General features: G+C 71.1%; 14 protein-coding genes and 1 tRNA gene. 7 read left to right on the forward strand and 8 right to left on the reverse strand.

Annotation, left to right across the window (positions count from 1 at the left end):
• The first annotated feature begins 118 nt into the window (after positions 1 to 118).
• Positions 119 to 3,415 carry a dTMP kinase gene (tmk, locus tag ABTZ54_RS22340; protein WP_351665888.1) on the forward strand — a complete coding sequence of 1,099 codons (3,297 nt, stop codon included), beginning with the start codon at positions 119 to 121 and terminating at the stop codon, positions 3,413 to 3,415.
• 162 nt (positions 3,416 to 3,577) lie between these two features.
• Here tmk and ABTZ54_RS22345 read toward each other — a convergent pair whose 3' ends face one another.
• Both ABTZ54_RS22345 and ABTZ54_RS22350 read right to left on the reverse strand, forming a co-directional pair.
• Positions 3,578 to 4,219, reverse strand: coding sequence for a response regulator (locus ABTZ54_RS22345; protein WP_351665890.1), 642 nt, complete (start codon positions 4,217 to 4,219; stop codon positions 3,578 to 3,580).
• Positions 4,207 to 5,466, reverse strand: coding sequence for a sensor histidine kinase (locus ABTZ54_RS22350; RefSeq protein WP_351665891.1), 1,260 nt, complete (start codon positions 5,464 to 5,466; stop codon positions 4,207 to 4,209). The genes ABTZ54_RS22345 and ABTZ54_RS22350 overlap by 13 nt, the downstream gene beginning before the upstream one ends.
• A gap of 168 nt (positions 5,467 to 5,634) precedes the next feature.
• Here ABTZ54_RS22350 and ABTZ54_RS22355 point away from each other — a divergent pair, with 168 nt between their 5' ends.
• The 4 genes from ABTZ54_RS22355 to ABTZ54_RS22370 all read left to right on the forward strand — a co-directional run bounded on the left by ABTZ54_RS22355 (position 5,635) and on the right by ABTZ54_RS22370 (position 8,880).
• Positions 5,635 to 5,814, forward strand: a complete 180-nt coding sequence (locus tag ABTZ54_RS22355; RefSeq protein ID WP_351665893.1) for a hypothetical protein — start codon at positions 5,635 to 5,637, stop codon at positions 5,812 to 5,814.
• 76 nt (positions 5,815 to 5,890) lie between these two features.
• Complete coding sequence (locus ABTZ54_RS22360; RefSeq protein WP_351665895.1) at positions 5,891 to 7,093, forward strand: DNA polymerase III subunit delta'; 1,203 nt, start codon at positions 5,891 to 5,893, stop codon at positions 7,091 to 7,093.
• A 72-nt stretch (positions 7,094 to 7,165) separates the two neighbouring features.
• A complete protein-coding gene (locus ABTZ54_RS22365) occupies positions 7,166 to 8,710 on the forward strand; it encodes an alpha/beta hydrolase (RefSeq protein ID WP_351665897.1) in 1,545 nt (514 codons plus the stop codon).
• A gap of 96 nt (positions 8,711 to 8,806) precedes the next feature.
• Positions 8,807 to 8,880: transfer RNA gene (locus ABTZ54_RS22370), tRNA-Thr, on the forward strand.
• 197 nt (positions 8,881 to 9,077) lie between these two features.
• On the opposite strand, the gene ABTZ54_RS22375 is transcribed toward ABTZ54_RS22370, so the two are convergent.
• The 6 genes from ABTZ54_RS22375 to ABTZ54_RS22400 all read right to left on the reverse strand — a co-directional run bounded on the left by ABTZ54_RS22375 (position 9,078) and on the right by ABTZ54_RS22400 (position 14,121).
• Positions 9,078 to 10,340, reverse strand: a complete 1,263-nt coding sequence (locus tag ABTZ54_RS22375; protein WP_351665899.1) for a type II toxin-antitoxin system HipA family toxin — start codon at positions 10,338 to 10,340, stop codon at positions 9,078 to 9,080.
• Between the two features lie 46 nt (positions 10,341 to 10,386).
• On the reverse strand, positions 10,387 to 12,123 hold the full coding sequence (locus ABTZ54_RS22380) for a GmrSD restriction endonuclease domain-containing protein (protein WP_351665901.1): 1,737 nt from the start codon (positions 12,121 to 12,123) through the stop codon (positions 10,387 to 10,389).
• Positions 12,124 to 12,526: 403 nt separating this feature from the next.
• Positions 12,527 to 12,940 carry a DUF7144 family membrane protein gene (locus tag ABTZ54_RS22385; RefSeq protein WP_351665903.1) on the reverse strand — a complete coding sequence of 138 codons (414 nt, stop codon included), beginning with the start codon at positions 12,938 to 12,940 and terminating at the stop codon, positions 12,527 to 12,529.
• 12 nt (positions 12,941 to 12,952) lie between these two features.
• Entirely contained in the window at positions 12,953 to 13,237 is a 285-nt protein-coding gene (locus tag ABTZ54_RS22390; protein ID WP_351665905.1) for an SHOCT domain-containing protein, read from the reverse strand.
• Positions 13,238 to 13,256: 19 nt separating this feature from the next.
• A complete protein-coding gene (locus ABTZ54_RS22395; protein ID WP_351665907.1) occupies positions 13,257 to 13,676 on the reverse strand; it encodes a DUF6325 family protein in 420 nt (139 codons plus the stop codon).
• Between the two features lie 43 nt (positions 13,677 to 13,719).
• Positions 13,720 to 14,121 (reverse strand): SHOCT domain-containing protein, encoded by a 402-nt coding sequence (locus ABTZ54_RS22400; RefSeq protein ID WP_351666168.1) that lies wholly within the window; start codon positions 14,119 to 14,121, stop codon positions 13,720 to 13,722.
• A gap of 96 nt (positions 14,122 to 14,217) precedes the next feature.
• Between ABTZ54_RS22400 and ABTZ54_RS22405 the strand changes: the two genes are divergently transcribed.
• Both ABTZ54_RS22405 and ABTZ54_RS22410 read left to right on the forward strand, forming a co-directional pair.
• Positions 14,218 to 14,928, forward strand: a complete 711-nt coding sequence (locus ABTZ54_RS22405; RefSeq protein ID WP_351665909.1) for a pyridoxamine 5'-phosphate oxidase family protein — start codon at positions 14,218 to 14,220, stop codon at positions 14,926 to 14,928.
• A gap of 242 nt (positions 14,929 to 15,170) precedes the next feature.
• On the forward strand, positions 15,171 to 16,208 hold the full coding sequence (locus ABTZ54_RS22410) for a helix-turn-helix transcriptional regulator (RefSeq protein WP_351665911.1): 1,038 nt from the start codon (positions 15,171 to 15,173) through the stop codon (positions 16,206 to 16,208).
• The last annotated feature ends 46 nt before the right edge of the window (positions 16,209 to 16,254 follow it).

The following is a 16,254-nucleotide window of genomic DNA, read 5'->3' on the forward strand; positions in this document are numbered from 1 at the left end:
TGCTCGGAGTGACTCTCCTGACATGACGGGGAGGGCAGGGGCCGTGGCCCCCGCCCTCCCCGTCCGTTTGTTCGGGCGAAGGCCGCGGGGAGCAAGAGCGTCCGGATAGGGTGGACGGATGACGCGAGCAGAGCAGCCAGACACCGACGCCGCACTCGTCGCCGATTCCCGAGAGCGTGCCGTACGGGCCCTGCTGCGCCATCAGCCGCTGCGGCGCCTGTGGAGCGCCCAGGCGATCGGTGGCACGGGCGACGCGCTCGCCCTCCTCGTCCTCATCGTGCTCGGGCTCCAGGCGGCCGTGGCCGACGGGGCCCTCGGCGGGGGCTACCGGGGCGCGGCGTTCGCCGTGGCCGCCGTCATCGGTACGCGGATCCTCGCCGCGATCCTCTTCGGCGCCGTCCTGCTCGGCCCGCTCACCGCGCTGACCTCGCCCGACGGCCCGCTCGACCGCCGCTGGACCATGATCGGCGCCGACGGACTGCGGCTCGCGCTGCTCGTCGTCGCCCCGCTGTGGATCGACTGGACCCCCGACAAGGCGCTCTGGTTCCTGCTCGGCACCGTCTTCGTCACCGGAGCGGCCGAACGCCTGTGGACGATCGCCAAGGAGGGCGCGGCCCCCGCGCTGCTGCCCGCCCCGCCGATCGAAGGCGCCGCCGTCCGGCCGCTCCCGGACCACCTGGGCGCGCTGCGCACGCTCAGCCTGCGCACCTCGTTCCTCACGGTGCCCGCCGCGGCCGGCGTCCTGCTTCTCGCGACCCTCGTCGGCAACCTGCTCGGCAGCGGCATCGACTGGTTCTCGCTGCACCAGGCGGCCCTCGGCTCGTACGTCGCCGCCGGGCTCTTCGCCGCCTCCCTCTCCGTCCTGGCCCCGCTCACGCTGCCCGGCGGCCAGACCCCGCGGCCCCGCTCGCCCCTGGAGGGCCTGCGGCTCCCCGCCGACAAGGGTCGCACCGGCGCGCTCCCGCTCTTCGTGCTCGCCTGCGGCACCGTCGCGGGCGCCATCGCCGCCGCGGCGGCCGTCGCCGTGCTGCACGCCTACGACCTGGGCGGCGGGCCCGTCACGTACGCCCTGCTGGTCCTCGCGCTCAGCGGCGCCACCGCCGTCGGCATCCGTACGGCCGGCTCGGTCCTCACCGTGCTCTCCCGGCGCCGCCTGCTCGCCCTCGCCGTCGCCGTCACCGGTGTCGCGCTGCTCGCGATGGGCCTGGTGCCGGACACGGCGACCGTGCTGGCGCTGGCCGCCCTCGCCGGGTACGCCGCCGGTGTCGCCGCCCGCACCGGGCACAGCCTCGTCGACCAGGAGACCGAGGAGGCCCGCAGGCCGCGTGTCACCGAGCACCTCCAGGCCGTCGCCCGGGTCGCCATCGGCGCGGGCGCGCTCGTCGCCCCGCTGGTCGCCGCCGCGATCGGACCGCACCGGCTCGCCTCCGGCGGCTTCGTCTTCGCCCACGGGGGCGCCGCCTTCACCCTGATGCTGGCCGGCGCGCTGCTGCTGCCCGTCGCCGCCGTCGTCCTCGCCAAGACCGACGACCGGGCGGGCGTCCCGCTCCGCCGCGACCTCGGCGACGCGCTGCGCGGCGCCGACCCGGCCCAGGCGCCCTCGCCGACCGGCTTCTTCATCGCCCTGGAGGGCGGCGACGGCGCCGGCAAGTCCACCCAGGTCGAGGCGCTCGCCGAGTGGATCAGGGCCAAGGGCCACGAGGTCGTCGTCACCCGCGAGCCCGGCGCCACCCCGATCGGCAAGCGGCTCCGCTCGATCCTGCTCGACGTCTCCAGCGCCGGCCTTTCCAACCGCGCCGAGGCGCTGCTGTACGCAGCCGATCGCGCCGAGCACGTCGACTCGCTGGTCCGGCCCGCCCTGGAACGCGGCGCCGTCGTCATCACCGACCGCTACATCGACTCCTCGGTGGCCTACCAGGGCGCGGGCCGCGACCTGTCGCCGACCGAGATCGCCCACATCAACCGCTGGGCCACCGGCGGGCTCGTCCCGCACCTCACCGTGCTCCTCGACGTCTCCCCGGAGACCGCCCGCGAGCGCTTCACCGAGGCGCCGGACCGGCTGGAGTCCGAGCCGCCGGAGTTCCACGCGCGCGTACGGGCCGGGTTCCTGGCCCTCGCCGCCGGTGACCCCGGCCGCTACCTCGTCGTCGACGCCGGCCAGGAGCCGGAGGCCGTCACCACCGTCGTACGCCACCGGCTCGACCGCGTGCTGCCGCTCTCCGAAGCCGAGGTGAAGGCCCAGGAGGAGGCGCGCCGCAAGGCCGAGGAGGACGCCAGGCGCCGCGCCGAGGAGGAGGCCGCCCGCAAGGCCGAGGAGGAGCGCCTGGAGCGCGAGCGCCAGGAGCAGCTCGCGAAGCTGCGCGCCGAGGAGGAGGCCCGCCGCAAGGCCGAGGAGGAAGAGGCCCGCCGCCTGGAGGCCGAGCGCCAGGCGGAGGAGGCCCGGCAGCGTGCCGAGGAGGCCCGGATCGCGGCCGAGGAGGAGCGCAGGCGACGCGAGGCCGAGGAGAAGGCCCGCCTCGAAGAGGAGGAGCGGCGCCGCAAGCAGGCCGAGGAGGAGGCCCGGCTGCGCGCCGAGGCCGAGGAGCGCCGCCTGGAGAAGCAGCGCAAGGCCGAGCAGGCCCTGCTCCGCGCGGAGGAGGCCCGCCTCTTGGCGGAGGCCGCTGCCGCGAAGGCGGCGGAGGACACTGCCCGGAGGGCGGCGGAGGAGGCTGCCCGCAGGGCGGCGGAGGACTCCGCCCGCAAGGCCGCCGAGGAGGCCGCAGCGGCTGCGCTGGCGGCCGAGGCCCAGCGGAAGGCGGCTGCGGACCGCGCGGCGGCGGAGAAGCGTGCCGCCGAGCAGGCGGAGGCGACGGCTGCCGCGGAGGCGGCGAAGGCCAGGCAGGCTGCTCAGTCCGGGAAGTCCGCGACATCCACGAAGTCCTCGAAGTCCGTGGAGGAGTCGGCGAACGAGATCACCGTCGCCACGCCGATCGTGAAGCCGGACGAGCGGCTGGCCGGGGCGGCAGGATCGACCGTGCCGCCCGTCTCGCCCAACGAGGTCACCGTCCCCACGCCCATCGTGCGGCTCGACGACGAGACCACGGTGCTGCCCCGGATCCGGGACACGCGGGACACGCGGGACGCCGGTGGCGACAGCGAGGCCGAGCGGACGGCAGTGCTGCCGACCGTGAGCGACGCTGCCCCCGCCGACCGGGTCCCGCAGGACTTCTTCCGGGACGGCGCCGGGACCGCCCCGGAGGGCGCGAACGAGCGCACCCGCGAACTGCCCCAGCTCGACGAGAACGGGCAGCCCAAGCGGCGCTCCGACTGGGCCGAGGAGACCCCGCTCGACGACCTCCCGACCCTCGCGGACGAGCTGTTCGGCCCGCACGACGGCGAGGACGGCGAGGGCAAGGGGCGCCGAGGGCGCCGCTGAGCTGCTCGGCGCGGGCGGCGGCGTCGTCGCCGCGCTCCCGCCGGCCGCGTTCGGCCGGGCGCTGACCGGCGGGCCTACCTGCCGCCGGTGCGGGCCGCGCTGATCGCGGGGACGGTGATCCCCACGACGTACACGGGGAGGGTGCTCCTCAGCCCCCTCCGGTCACGCGTCGAGGTACGCCAGGACGGCGAGGACCCGGCGGTGGCCGCTGTCGCTCGGGGGCAGGTCCAGTTTCGCGAAGACGTTGCCGACGTGCTTGTGGACGGACCGCTCGGTCACCACCATCGAGCGGGCGATCGTCGCGTTGTCGTGGCCCTGGGCCATCAGCGCGAGGCACTCGCGTTCGCGCGGGGTCAGCGAGTCCAGCGGGTCGTCGCGGCGCCGGGCCATCAGTTCGGTGACGACCTCGGGGTCGAGGGCCGTCCCGCCCGCGGCCACCCGGTCCAGCGCGTCGAGGAACTCGTCCACCCGGCCGACCCGGTCCTTCAGCAGATAGCCGACGCCCCGCGCACCGGCGCCGAGCAGCTCGGCGGCGTAGGTCTCCTCCACGTACTGCGACAGGACGAGGACGGGCAGGTCCGGGAGTTCGGCGCGGGCGGCGAGCGCCGCGCGCAGGCCCTCGTCGCGGAAGCCGGGCGGGAGACGGACGTCGAGGACGGCGACGTCGGGCCGCTGCTCAAGCAGCAGCGGAAGGATCTCGGGGCCGGTCGCCGCCACCCCCGCCACCTCGTGTCCCGCCGAGGTCAGCAGGAGGACGAGCCCCTCCCGGAGGAGGGCGTTGTCCTCGGCTATCACCACACGCACGGAAGCTCCACTTCGATCAGGGTCGGGCCCCCGACGGGGCTGGTCAGACGGACGGTCCCGTCGAGCGCGGCGACCCGGCGCCGCAGCCCGAGCAGCCCGGAACCCGCGCTCTCGCGGGCCTCGGCGCCGCCGCGCCCCTCGTCCCGTACGGCGGCACGCAGACCCGTGGGGGTGCGGGCGAGCAGGACGGAGGCGTGGGTGGCGCCGCTGTGCTTCGCGGCGTTGGTGAGGGCCTCGGCGACGGCGAAGTAGGCGGCGGCCTCGACGGCGGCGGGGGCGCGGGGGGTGTCGGGGGCGCGGGAGGTGTCGGGGGCGCGGGACGTGTCGCGGGCGCGGGACGTGTCGGGCGCGCCGCCGTTCGGTGGCTCCGGAGAGTCGGCCGTTCCGGTCACCGTCACCTCGACCTTCAGGCCGCTGCTCGCCGCGAGGGCGCGGACGGCGCCGGTCAGGCCGCGGTCGGTGAGGATCGGCGGGTGGATGCCCCGTACCACGTGCCGCAGTTCGGCCAGCGCCTCCTCGGCCTGGTCCTGGGCGTCGTCGAGCAGCTTGCGGGCGGTGGCCGGGTCGGAGTCGTACGCCCGGCGGGCGAGCCCGATGCGCATGGAGAGCGCCACGAGCCGGGCCTGGGCGCCGTCGTGCAGGTCGCGTTCGATGCGGCGCAGTTCCGCGCCGTGCGCGGCGACCGCGCCCGCCCGGGTCGCGGTCAGTTGCTCGATACGGGCGGCCAGCGCGGCGTCCCGGGCGGTGGAGGGCCCGGGGGTGAGCAGGCTCCGCGACCAGTCGGCCTCCAGGTCGGCGAGCCGGCCGATCAGCGGCAGCAGGACCGGGCGGCGGCCCGCGACCCCGGCCCAGACGCCGTCGACGAGCAGGGCCGGGGCCCACAGCACGAGCGCGCCGTACATCAGGACCATGCCGTACAGGAGCTGCGCCACCATCCAGCGCAGGTCCCCGAGGGTGGACGGGTCGGCGACGGCCGTGCGCACCCGCTCGGGGAGGGCGCCTTCGAGCGGCAGGTACGCCTCCGGGACCGGCGCCCCGGAGCGTGCGGCGGTGCGGCGGCGCTCCCAGCCGGCGAGGCGGCGCAGCAGCAGGACGCTCTCCGGGAGCACGCCGGCGCCGATGGCGGTGAGGGTGAGGAAGCCGGTGAAGAGGACGACGCCGATCATCAGGTAGCAGAGGAGGGAGACGGCCGCCCCGAGGAGGAGGTGGAGCGTCGCCCTCGCCGCTTCCTTGATCTCGTCGCGCATGGGATCAGGCTAGGCGACGGGCGGGGGCGGGTCGGGCCGGTGGAGCGGGCTCCACCATGGGTCCGGGTGCGGGTACCGCTGTGGGGGCGGGTGGGGGAGGGGGAGCATCGAAGACGTACGGGTGGGGGCTCCCCGCCCTCCCCATCGTCCTTCCCTCGGAGGTTCCCCATGAGGCCCCTGCTCTGGCTCCTGCTCGCCGTCGCCGTCGTCGCCAACGTCTTCCTCTCCACCTTCTCCGGCTACACCGGGGGCACCCGGATCCTCGCCAGTGTCGGCACGGGCGTCGTCACCCTCGGGGCGGGCGCCGGCCTGTGGCTGACCCGTGGGCGGGCCGCGGGCCGGGTGTGACGGCAGACGGGACTGTCGGTGCCGTGCCCCACAATGGGAGGCGTACGCGAGGAGGGGCTGAGGAGGGGCTGCAGACATGGCCGTATGGGACGACCTGGTGGGACAGGCGCGCGTGGAGGAGCAGCTCGCGGCCGCCGCGCGGGACGCCGACGCGCTCGTGACCGCCCAGGCCGCCGGCGAGCCCGCTCCCGACGCGTCGAAGATGACGCACGCCTGGCTGTTCACGGGCCCGCCGGGATCCGGCAGGGACACGGCGGCCCGGGCGTTCGCGGCGGCGCTGCAGTGCGTGAGCCCGGACCGGGCGCTGGGCGGGGCGCCGGGCTGCGGCTTCTGCGACGGCTGCCACACGGCCCTGATCGGCACCCACGCCGATGTGGAGGTGGTCCGTACGGATCTGCTCTCCATCGGTGTGAAGGAGACGCGTGACCTGGTCCGGCGCGCCCAGCTGTCGCCGGCGGGCCGGCGCTGGCAGGTCATCGTGCTCGAGGACGCGGACCGGCTGACCGAGGGCGCGGCCAACGTGCTCCTGAAGGCGGTCGAGGAGCCCGCGCCGCGTACGGTCTGGATGCTGTGCGCGCCGTCCCTGGAGGACGTGCTGCCGACGATCCGTTCCCGTTGCCGGCACCTGACGCTGAGCACGCCTTCGGTGCGGGCGGTCGCCGATCTGCTGATCCGCAGGGACGGCATCGAGCCGGAGGTGGCGCAGGCCGCGGCGCGGGCCACCCAGGGGCACATCGACCGGGCCCGGCGGCTCGCCACCGACGAGCGGGCCCGCGCCCGCCGCGCGGTGGTGCTGAGGCTGCCGCTGCGGGTGGGTGACGTGGGCGGTGGTCTGCGCGCGGCCCAGGAGCTGGTCGACGCGGCGGCGGAGGACGCGAAGCAGGTCGCGGAGGAGGTCGACGTCAAGGAGACCGAGGAGCTGAAGGCGGCCCTCGGCGCGGTGCAGGGCGGCCGGATGCCGCGGGGCACGGCGGGGGCGATGAAGGAGCTGGAGGACCGGCAGAAGCGGCGGCGGACGAGGACGCAGCGCGACAGCCTGGACCTGGCGCTCACGGACCTGACCGGCTTCTACCGCGATGTGCTGGCCGTGCAGCTGCGCGCGGCGAGCCCGCTCGCCAACGAGGACGTACGGGACGCGCTGGAGACGATCGCCCGCGACACGACGCCGGAGCGCACCCTGCGCCGGATCGAGGCGGTGCTCGCCTGCCGCGAGGCCCTGGACCGGAACGTGGCGCCGCTGCTGGCGGTGGAGGCGATGACGATGGCGCTGCGGGACTGACGGGGGTCCGGGCACCTTCGGATACATCCGGGGATTGGACACGGTCCGTACTCGTCCGGATACGCTCCGGTCATGGACTCCAGGCGCCTGTTCCGCATCTCCGCCACGGCCCTAGCGGCCGCCGGGCTGATCCTCTCCGGCTGTACGGGCGGCAGCGACGCCGCCGCGCCGTCCGCCTCCGGGGGTACGGCGCCGAGGGCGGCGGGCGCGGCGGCGCTGGGGAAGTACTACGGGCAGAAGGTGGCCTGGCGCGACTGCGGTGTGGCGAACTTCCAGTGCGGCACCGTGCTGGTGCCGCTGGACTACGCGAAGCCCGAGGCGGGTGACGTGAAGCTGGCGGTCTCGCGGGTCAGGGCCACGGGCCCGGGGAAGCGGCTGGGCTCGCTGCTGGTCAACCCGGGCGGCCCGGGCGGCTCGGCGGTGGGCTATCTCCAGGGGTTCGCGGGCATCGGCTACCCGGCGCAGGTCCGGGCCAGGTACGACCTGGTGGGCGTGGACCCGAGGGGCGTGGCCCGGAGCGAGCCGGTGGAGTGCCTGACGGGCCCGCGGATGGACGCGTACACGCAGGTGGACCAGACCCCCGACGACGCGGCGGAGACGCGGGCGCTCACGGCCGCGTACGAGGAGTTCGCGACGGCCTGCGAGAAGCGCTCGGGCCGGGTGCTGCCGCATGTCTCGACGGTGGCGGCGGCGCGTGACATGGACGTCGTACGGGAGGTGCTCGGCGACCGGAGGCTGAACTACGTGGGGGCGTCGTACGGGACGTTCCTGGGCGCGACGTACGCGGAGCTCTTCCCGGGCAAGGCGGGGCGGCTCGTCCTGGACGGGGCGATGGATCCGTCGCTGTCGGCGGCGGAGCTGAACCGGGACCAGACGGGCGGCTTCGAGACGGCGTTCAAGGCCTTCGCGGCGGACTGCGTCCGTAAGCCGGACTGCCCGCTGGGCACGGAGTCCGTGCCGGCGGCCACCGCCGCGCTCCAGCGCTTCTTCCGCGAGACGGACGCGAAGCCGGTGCCGACGGGGGAGAGCCGCCGGCTCGGCGAGTCGCTGGCGACGACGGGCGTGATCGCCGCGATGTACGACGAGGTGGCGTGGCCGCAGCTGCGGGAGGCGCTGACGCGGGCGATGGGCGGCGAGGGCTCGGGGCTGCTCGCGCTGGCGGACAGCTACTACGAGCGGGAGGCGGACGGCTCGTACGCGAACCTGATGTCGGCGAACGCCGCGGTGAACTGCCTGGACCTCCCGCCGGCCTTCGCGGGCCCGGCGGAGGCGGAGAAGGCGGTGCCGTCCTTCGAGCAGGCCTCGCCGGTCTTCGGCCGCGGCCTCGCCTGGGCCGCCCTGAACTGCGCCTACTGGCCCACCCCCGCCACCGGCCGCCCCCACCGCATCACCGCGGCGGGCGCGCCCCCGATCGTCGTCGTCGGCACCACCCGCGACCCGGCCACCCCCTACAAGTGGGCCCGCTCCCTGGCCGCCCAGCTCTCCTCGGGCACCCTCCTCACCTACGAGGGCGACGGCCACACGGCGTACGGCCGAGGCAGCGACTGCATCGACACGGCGATCAACACCTACCTCCTGGAGGGCACCCCCCCGAAGAACGGAAAGCGCTGCTCATAGCCCCCGCAGCCCCCACCGCCGCCCGTGGTCAGGGCACCCCCGGAAACTGTGTAGACTTGGCGACGCTGCTGCACCCACCATGGGACCGCACGGCATGCCGCCTTAGCTCAGTTGGCCAGAGCAACGCACTCGTAATGCGTAGGTCTCGGGTTCGAATCCCGAAGGCGGCTCGGATCAGCCCCAGGACTCACTCACCGTGACCTGGGGCTTTTGCTTTACTGCGGGAAGTGGGACTGGAGTACAGCCTCAACATGGCATCCCTATGTGTTGCTGGGTCTACGGCCAGGCTCATCAACACATAGGGACCTGCGGGTCCTGTGGTGTCGGTCCCGAGCTGTCCGTGACTAGTTCGGCGACCCCACGTTGATCAGCGCTCCCCGAGCAGGCGGCCGGTTGTTCGGGAGATCCAGGTGCTCACGTCGTTGCGGAGCGACGGATTGCCTGCGAGAGCCTCTTCGTGGTCGGGCCAGCGCTCGCGGACAGCCCGGATCGTGTCTTCCGCTGTAGCCGCAAGATGAGCGCCAAAGGCGCCGAACTTTTGGTCCAATGCGCGTTCCAGTCGCGTGAAGGCAGCGAACGTCACACCGTTGAATCGCTTGCTGCCGCCGAACTTCAGCCCTAGATCCTCAGGCTTGTCGTCAGGGCTATAAGGGACTGTCGAGACCAAGTCGTACACCGGGGACAATGTGGGTGTGCGGCCATCGCGGTAGATCAGGGACCAGTTCTTCAGGTGTGCGTCGCCGTTTCCGATGGCAACTGAGAACGCGATCCGGCGTGCTGCCTCGCGGAGAGAGCTCATGTCCTGACCTCGATACGCAAGCGCTGCGACAGTCTCGAAGGTCGACAGGTATTTGTCCTGTGGATATTTGTCCCGTACCTGCGCAAAGTCCTCAATATGGATCCGTGACCGGCTGCCGTCCTCGGCGCGATCGAAGCGCCGTACGGCATACGCCCACTCCTCGGAGTTCGGCCACATGCGAGTGGGCAGCCCTTCGAGCTGGTCGCGATGGAGCAGGCGAACATCGGGAACATCGATACCGACCGACCTGGCTAGGGACATCATCGCGAATTCGTTGCGCGGCACGTCCGTATGTCTGTAGTCGGGGAACTTGACCAGCCAGTCGCCAAGCTCCCCGACAGCCGGAACGGTCAGCCGGTCGCCGTGTGCAAGCATGGAGAACTTCAGAGCTACCCCTGCCAGGGAAAAACGCCAGGGGGAGTCGCTTCCAGCTCTCTCTGGAGGTCGCTTTCCGTGGGCTGAGGGATCCTGCCACTCCCAGCCGTCCTCTGGCCCTTCGGCGCGCAGAACCTGGACGGCCCCCGGCAGGTCGTGCCCGACCTGCGCCAGAAGCTCCATCTCCCGATCCAGGGACACTCCCCGGGCGTCGGCGATCCATTCGCGAAGCGGCCCCTCGGGGAGCAGATTGGAGAACCACTTGGGGAGCCGTAGGGCAGACGCGTACGGCGCTCTGAGGTTCTCCTCGAACCGTAGTCCCAGAACGGGTCGCTGTGGGTCCTCCAGGTAGAGGTTGTTCATCACGAAGCGCGTGTAGTCGCCCTTCTGGCACAGCGTTCCGATGCGCTGTCCGTGGAGGATGACCGCATAGTAGATCTCGGATGGGGTTCCCATCGGGTGAGTGGTCCTTCTCGCTGGTGACGGCTTTCGACGCGGTGGGTCAGTAACCTTCGGGAACGGTAGGGACTTCGGTCTCTTCAAGATCGTCGAATTCGTCGTCCAAGTCCAATGTGTCCAGCGACGGAGTGTCCTCATAGGCCCACTCCGCCATGCGGTGGATGAAGTCGTTCAACTGCTCGCGGATGCGTTCCTGGCGCGTTGCCAGGAAGGCGTCGCGATCCCGATCGGCCAACCCGGCGACGTCGCGATCGAGCTGGTGCGAGGTGAGTACGGCATCCCAGGTCTGATCATCGACGTCCAGTGGCTGCCTCGCGATGGCTGCTGGGAGCTCGGACACCGGATCAACGCCTGTGGGCAGGAACAGGCGGTTGGCAGGGGACAGTCTCGACCGCGCATCCTTGATCCGAGGGTAGATCATCGGGGCGGCGTTGGCTGCGGTCCTGTCCTGCTCCAGCAGAGCATTGAGGCTCTGAGCGTCCAGGATTTCTCCCGTCGTGAGCGAGCGTGGGCTCAGGGACCACCAGGCGCTCAGGATGATCTTTGTCGTCGCCTCGTTCGTGCGGAAGCGATCGGCACTGGGCAGCACCGGTTTCGCGTCCGAGATGGTGTCCAGCATGGCGCGGAGAGAGCCTTCTTCGTCGCCGGGCCGAATTTTCCCGCCCAGCGTGCGGCTGAACTGGGTAAAACTGCCTCTGAAGACCATGGGTCCGACGAGCGAGAGTCGCCAGTACAGCCTCCGAAGCAACCGGAGGTTATTGGGCTGGGGATGCGGGAAGTGCGCGTAGAAGCGAGTAAGGGTCACGAGCAGGGCCCGATAGGGCAGCAGCGAGATATGAGGAACGCCAGCTTCCTTGATCAGGAAGTCGACCGCCCGAACCATCGCCTCCTCACCCTGTGAGAACGCAGTGGGCTCGTCTTCGTCGGGGAACTCCGACTGCGTGCGGCGTCCTGTCACGGAGAACTCGACACGGATGTCCCGCATGGGGTCCGGGCCGCGGCGCGCCAGGACCGACGCGAGGACGGTGCCGATGTCGATGCTGCCGAAGCCGGTTCGGGCCGCGACGTTGTCCGAAATCTTGGCCAGCGTCAAACGCTCGTCGGAGCCCTCCTCCTCACCTGAGTACAGTGCGGAGAAGATCTCGCCGCGGTTTAGCTTCCGACCGAAGTTGTTCATCCGGTCGAAGATGTCGGTGAGTACAGCCCTGTCGTCCTGGCGCACAAGGTAGGCGGGGACCTTGTACTGCCGAAGTGTGGTGGCCACCCGCTCGGCTTCATCGAAGTACTCAGAAGCGGTCAAACCGTCGGTCCGGAACCAGCTGAGCAGCTTCTTCAAATCGAAAAGGACGGGAAGGGCGATGTGGTGAGGCTCCAGAGACTGTGGGCTCTCCACGAACTCCTTCACAGCCAGGTCGTAGTAGACGTTGAAAGGCTTGTAGGGGTGCCCGTCGGTGCTCAACGCGTTGGCTAGACTCGTCAGGCGTTGTTGACCGTCTACGACCCAAAGTGACTCGTCGTGCGCGGGCGCCGTCAGCCGGAGTCGGCCCAGCATGAATTCCTCTGCCTGTTGCTTACGTACCCACAACAGCAGGTTGCCAATGGGGTAGCCCTTGACGATGCTGTCGAACAGACGCAGCACATCCTGGCTCTGCCAGCGGAAATCGCGCTGGAAATGAGGGACGCGGATCCGTCCGCCCCAGGCCAGCGGGATCAAGTCTCCCAGCTCGTAAGTCGTGGCGGTGGGCTGCGCGTCGAGCCCCCCGGGGCTGGTCGTCGTCAAGGATGTCTCCAAGGGCGTATGGGGTGATCTCGCTCGGGTGCGGCCCGCGGGAGGTGATTGTTCCACGCTTCGCATCGGCTGGTCCGCCAGTTTCGCAGGACCGCAGCGCCCCAGCATCAGTTCCAGCCAAGGCATGTCGAACTCGGCAGTCGAGGGCGTGAGCCTTGTGCGAGTCACGAGGGTGGTCAGCTTGGAGCGTGTGGTGTGCGCAAGTCGATGACGTGAGTCTCTGGTCTGAGGAGACGGGATTCCGAGCTGCAGGCGGATGCTCCCTCCGCAGAGCGAACTCGTGGATGCATGCCATGCGTACGTCTCGGGTTCGAATCCCGAAGGCGGTTCAGATCAAACCCCAGGTCGGATCCACTCCGACCTGGGGCTTCCTGTTTCAGCGGAGCTCTCCGCGTCACCCGTGTTCATGCCCCCAGTCCTTGCACAAGGACCAGATGACGAAAGTGGAGACGCCTATCAGGATCAGGGCCCACCAGGGGGTGTAGGGCAGCCACATGAAGTTGGTGATGATGGTGAGGGCGGCGATGAAGATGCCGGCGGCTCGGGCCCAGCTCATGCCTTTCAGGAGGCCCAGGCCTACCAGGACGGCGAGGATGCCGAGGATCAGGTGGATCCAGCCCCACGCGGTCAGGTCGAACTTGAAGACGTAGTCGCCGACTCGGGTGTAGACGTCGTCCTTCGCTATCGCCGCGATTCCCTGGAAGATGTCCAGGACGCCCACGACGCTCAGGACCACGCCGCCGAAGAGGGTGCCCCCCGAGGCCCATTTCTCGGCGGTCGTCCTCGTCGCCTTCGGTTGTTCGGTCATGGCCTGCTCCTTCTAGCGCCGGAGGATCCGGTCCTTTCCCAGGGCGAATTCCTCGTCCGACAGCACGCCCTGGTCGTGGAGCTTTCCCAGGCGTTCGAGGCTGCTGATCGCTTCGTCGGTCAGGTCCGCCATGGCCGGTTCCGGGGCCACCGGCGGCTGTTCGGGTGCCGCGCGTTCGGCCTGGCGGCGGGCCACCCGGTTGGAGACCGCGGTCGCCGTGCCGGCCGCTACCGCGGTTCTGGCCGCGACCCCGATCAGACCGGGGCGGCCCGCGCGCCTGACGCCACGACCCAGCATGGTGCTCACCTTCCTCTTGTCAGGCGGCGTCCTCGAACGCGTGCTCCACCGCCTCGGCGGGGATGCGCTCGTGGGCGAGGAGCTCCCCGCCCGCCCTGCGTATCGCGCCCGTGATCCCGGCCGCCCAGGTGTCCTCCCACAGCAGCACCGCGGCCGAGGAGTCCGGGGGGAGTTCTTCGGCGATCAGGGACAGGTCCTGGTCGCTGAACAGGCCGGATATTTCACCGTCTATGTCGTCGAAGACCGAGGACTCCGTTGGGTCCAGTGCGTCGAGTTCCATGTACGCCACCGATCCGTCGGCCTCCTTCTTGATGAAGGTCAGGTCGAGGATCCGTACCGTGCCGCTCGCCACGAGGTTTCTCAGTTCCGGGGCGATCTCGCCGCGGAAGCGGTTGCCGGGGAAGGCGATGACGACGTATTCGACCGGTCCTACGTCCATGGCCGCGTATCCTCTCCGTCGCCGTGCATGTGCCGGGGCCTGCTCAGCCGGACAGCACCTTCTCCTTCGCCCGCGCGTACTCCTCGGGCGTGATCGCGCCGCGGTCCTTCAGGTCGGCCAGCTTCGCCAGTTGGTCGGCGTGGCCGGTGGGCGGCTGTTCGTTCGCCGTGGCCGCCGCGCGGATGTACTCCTGGAACTCCCGCTCGTTGCTGCGGGCCCGCTGCGTCTCGCGCATCCCCATCTCCTTGCCGCGGGCGATGAGGTACACGAAGCAGCCCAGGAACGGGAGGAGGACCACGAAGGCGGTCCAGCCGGCCTTGCCCCAGCCGCTCATCCCGTCGTCGCGGAAGATGTCGCCGATGATGCGGAAGAGCAGCATGAACCAGAGGACCCAGAGGAACACCCACATGATCGTCCAGAACGTGTTCAGGAGGGGGTAGTCCATGGCGTCCTCCTCGCCGACGGCGTCGGAGGCCGCCGGGACGTGTGATGTCCGCACTTTTCATTCTCGTCCCGGCGGGGTTTGATCGCACTCGCGGACATGATCGCGAACGGGAGCCGGCCCCTGGGCCGGCCAGGGGAGGGGAACGGCGTGGAGATCACCGAGCGGACTCGGCTGCGGCGGATGCGGGAGAACGGGAGCCATCGGCGGGAGGATCTGGACGCCGTGCTCGGGGCCGGGTTCCTCTGTCATCTCGGGGTCGTCGTCGACGGCAGTCCCATGGTCGTGCCCACCGTGTACGGGGTCGACGGCGACGTGATCTACGTGCACGGGTCCGTCGCCAGCCGCAGTCTCGCGCAGGCGCCCGACGGGGTCGTCTGTCTGACCGTGACCCATGTGGACGGGCTCGTGCTCGCGCGCTCCGTCTTCGAGCACGGGGTCAACTACCGCTGCGCGATGATCTACGGCGTCCCGCGGATCGTCACCGACCCCGACGAGAAGCTGCGCGGGCTGCGGGTGCTCACCGAGCGGTCGACGCCGGGGCAGTGGGAGTACGCCCGGCAGCCCAGCCGCAAGGAGCTCGCCGCGACCTCGCTCGTCGCCCTCGACCTCACCGAGGCCTCCGTCAAGATCGCGAGCGGGCCGCCGGACGACGGGGACTCGCCCGACGCCGAGCTGGGGCTCTGGGCGGGCGTGCTGCCCGTCGTCACGCGCTTCGGCGCGCTCGTCGCCGATCCCGCCCTGCCCGCCGGGATCGAGCCACCCGCCCACCTCGCCGACCGCGCGGGACAGGTCCTCGGCGAGGCGTAGAGAGACGGACGGATCCCGTTCCGTCTGACGTTCATTTATTTTTCATCATTCGCCGATCGGTTCCCATGGTCCCGGTTTCTAAACCTCGTTTTTACGCAGTATCCAGTACAGGCCCCATCCTGTAATGTCACTCACCCAAAAGGGTGCCCTGATCTCCTCGCCGGAAATGACCACTCCGGGGCCGATTGATTCGGGGCGATCGAATGGTTCGAATGATCGACCCGATGACTGAAGGTGAGAAAATGGGGGGCTTCACCGACCCGTGCGGAGGGACGCGCCAGGGCGCCGGGCTCTCGTCGCTCGCGTCGCTGATCGGGCAGGACGAGACCTGTGTCGACGTCTACCGGCTCGTGATCACCCAGCCGCGGTGGGGGATCACGGAGATCGCCGCGGAGCTGGGGGCGGACGAAACGACCGTCCGCGGCTGTCTGGACAAACTGGCGGAATTGTCCATGCTCTATCCCGCCAAGGACGCCACGGACGTCGCCCCGATAAGTCCGGAGGTCGGCCTCGCCGCCTATATTCACCGGCGCGAAACCGAAATCCACTCACAGCAACTGGAGTTGGCCGCCGTACGGGCCGCCACCGCCGAGCTCACCGCGATCTACGCCTCGCAGCGCGCCCGGCACGGGAACGCCGGTCTCGAACAGCTGGAGGGCGTCAACGAGGTGCGCGCCCGGCTGTCCGAACTCGCCAGGCACGCCGACACCGAGATCCTCGCCTTCATGCCCGGCGGCGCCCAGAGCCCCGAGGCGCTGGAGGCCAGCCGGCCGCTCGACGAGCAGAGCCTGGCCGCCGGGGTGAAGCTGCGCACCATCTACCTCGACAGCGTCCGCAACGACCGGGCCACCACCGAGTACGCCCGCTGGCTCTCCGAACTGGGCGGCGAGATCAGGACCACGCCCTCGCTGCCGCTGCGCATGCTGATCGCCGACCGGTCCGTGGCGCTCCTCCCGGTCAGCCCGGAGGACACCCGGGCCGGGGCGGTCATCCTGCGCGCCCCCGGGGTCGTCACGGCCCTGCTCGCGCTCTTCGAGATGGTCTGGGAGAGCGCGGTCCCGCTGCACGGCAAGCAGCAGCCCGCGGCCGACGAACCCACCCAGCAGGAGATCGAGTTGCTCCGGCTGCTCCAGAAGGGGCACACCGACGAGGTGGCCGCCCGCAAGCTGGGCCTCTCGCTGCGCACCACCCGCCGGATGATGTCCACGATCTCCCAACGCCTCGGCGCCCGCAGCCGGTTCGAGACCGGCGTGCTGGCCGAACGGGCCGGCTGGCTCTGACTCCTGGCCGAATACGGTCGGCCGCGCGCTCGTTCTCGTATACGGT

Source organism: Streptomyces sp. NPDC094032 (assembly GCF_040303965.1).
In the GTDB taxonomy this organism is placed as follows: Bacteria; Actinomycetota; Actinomycetes; order Streptomycetales; family Streptomycetaceae; genus Streptomyces.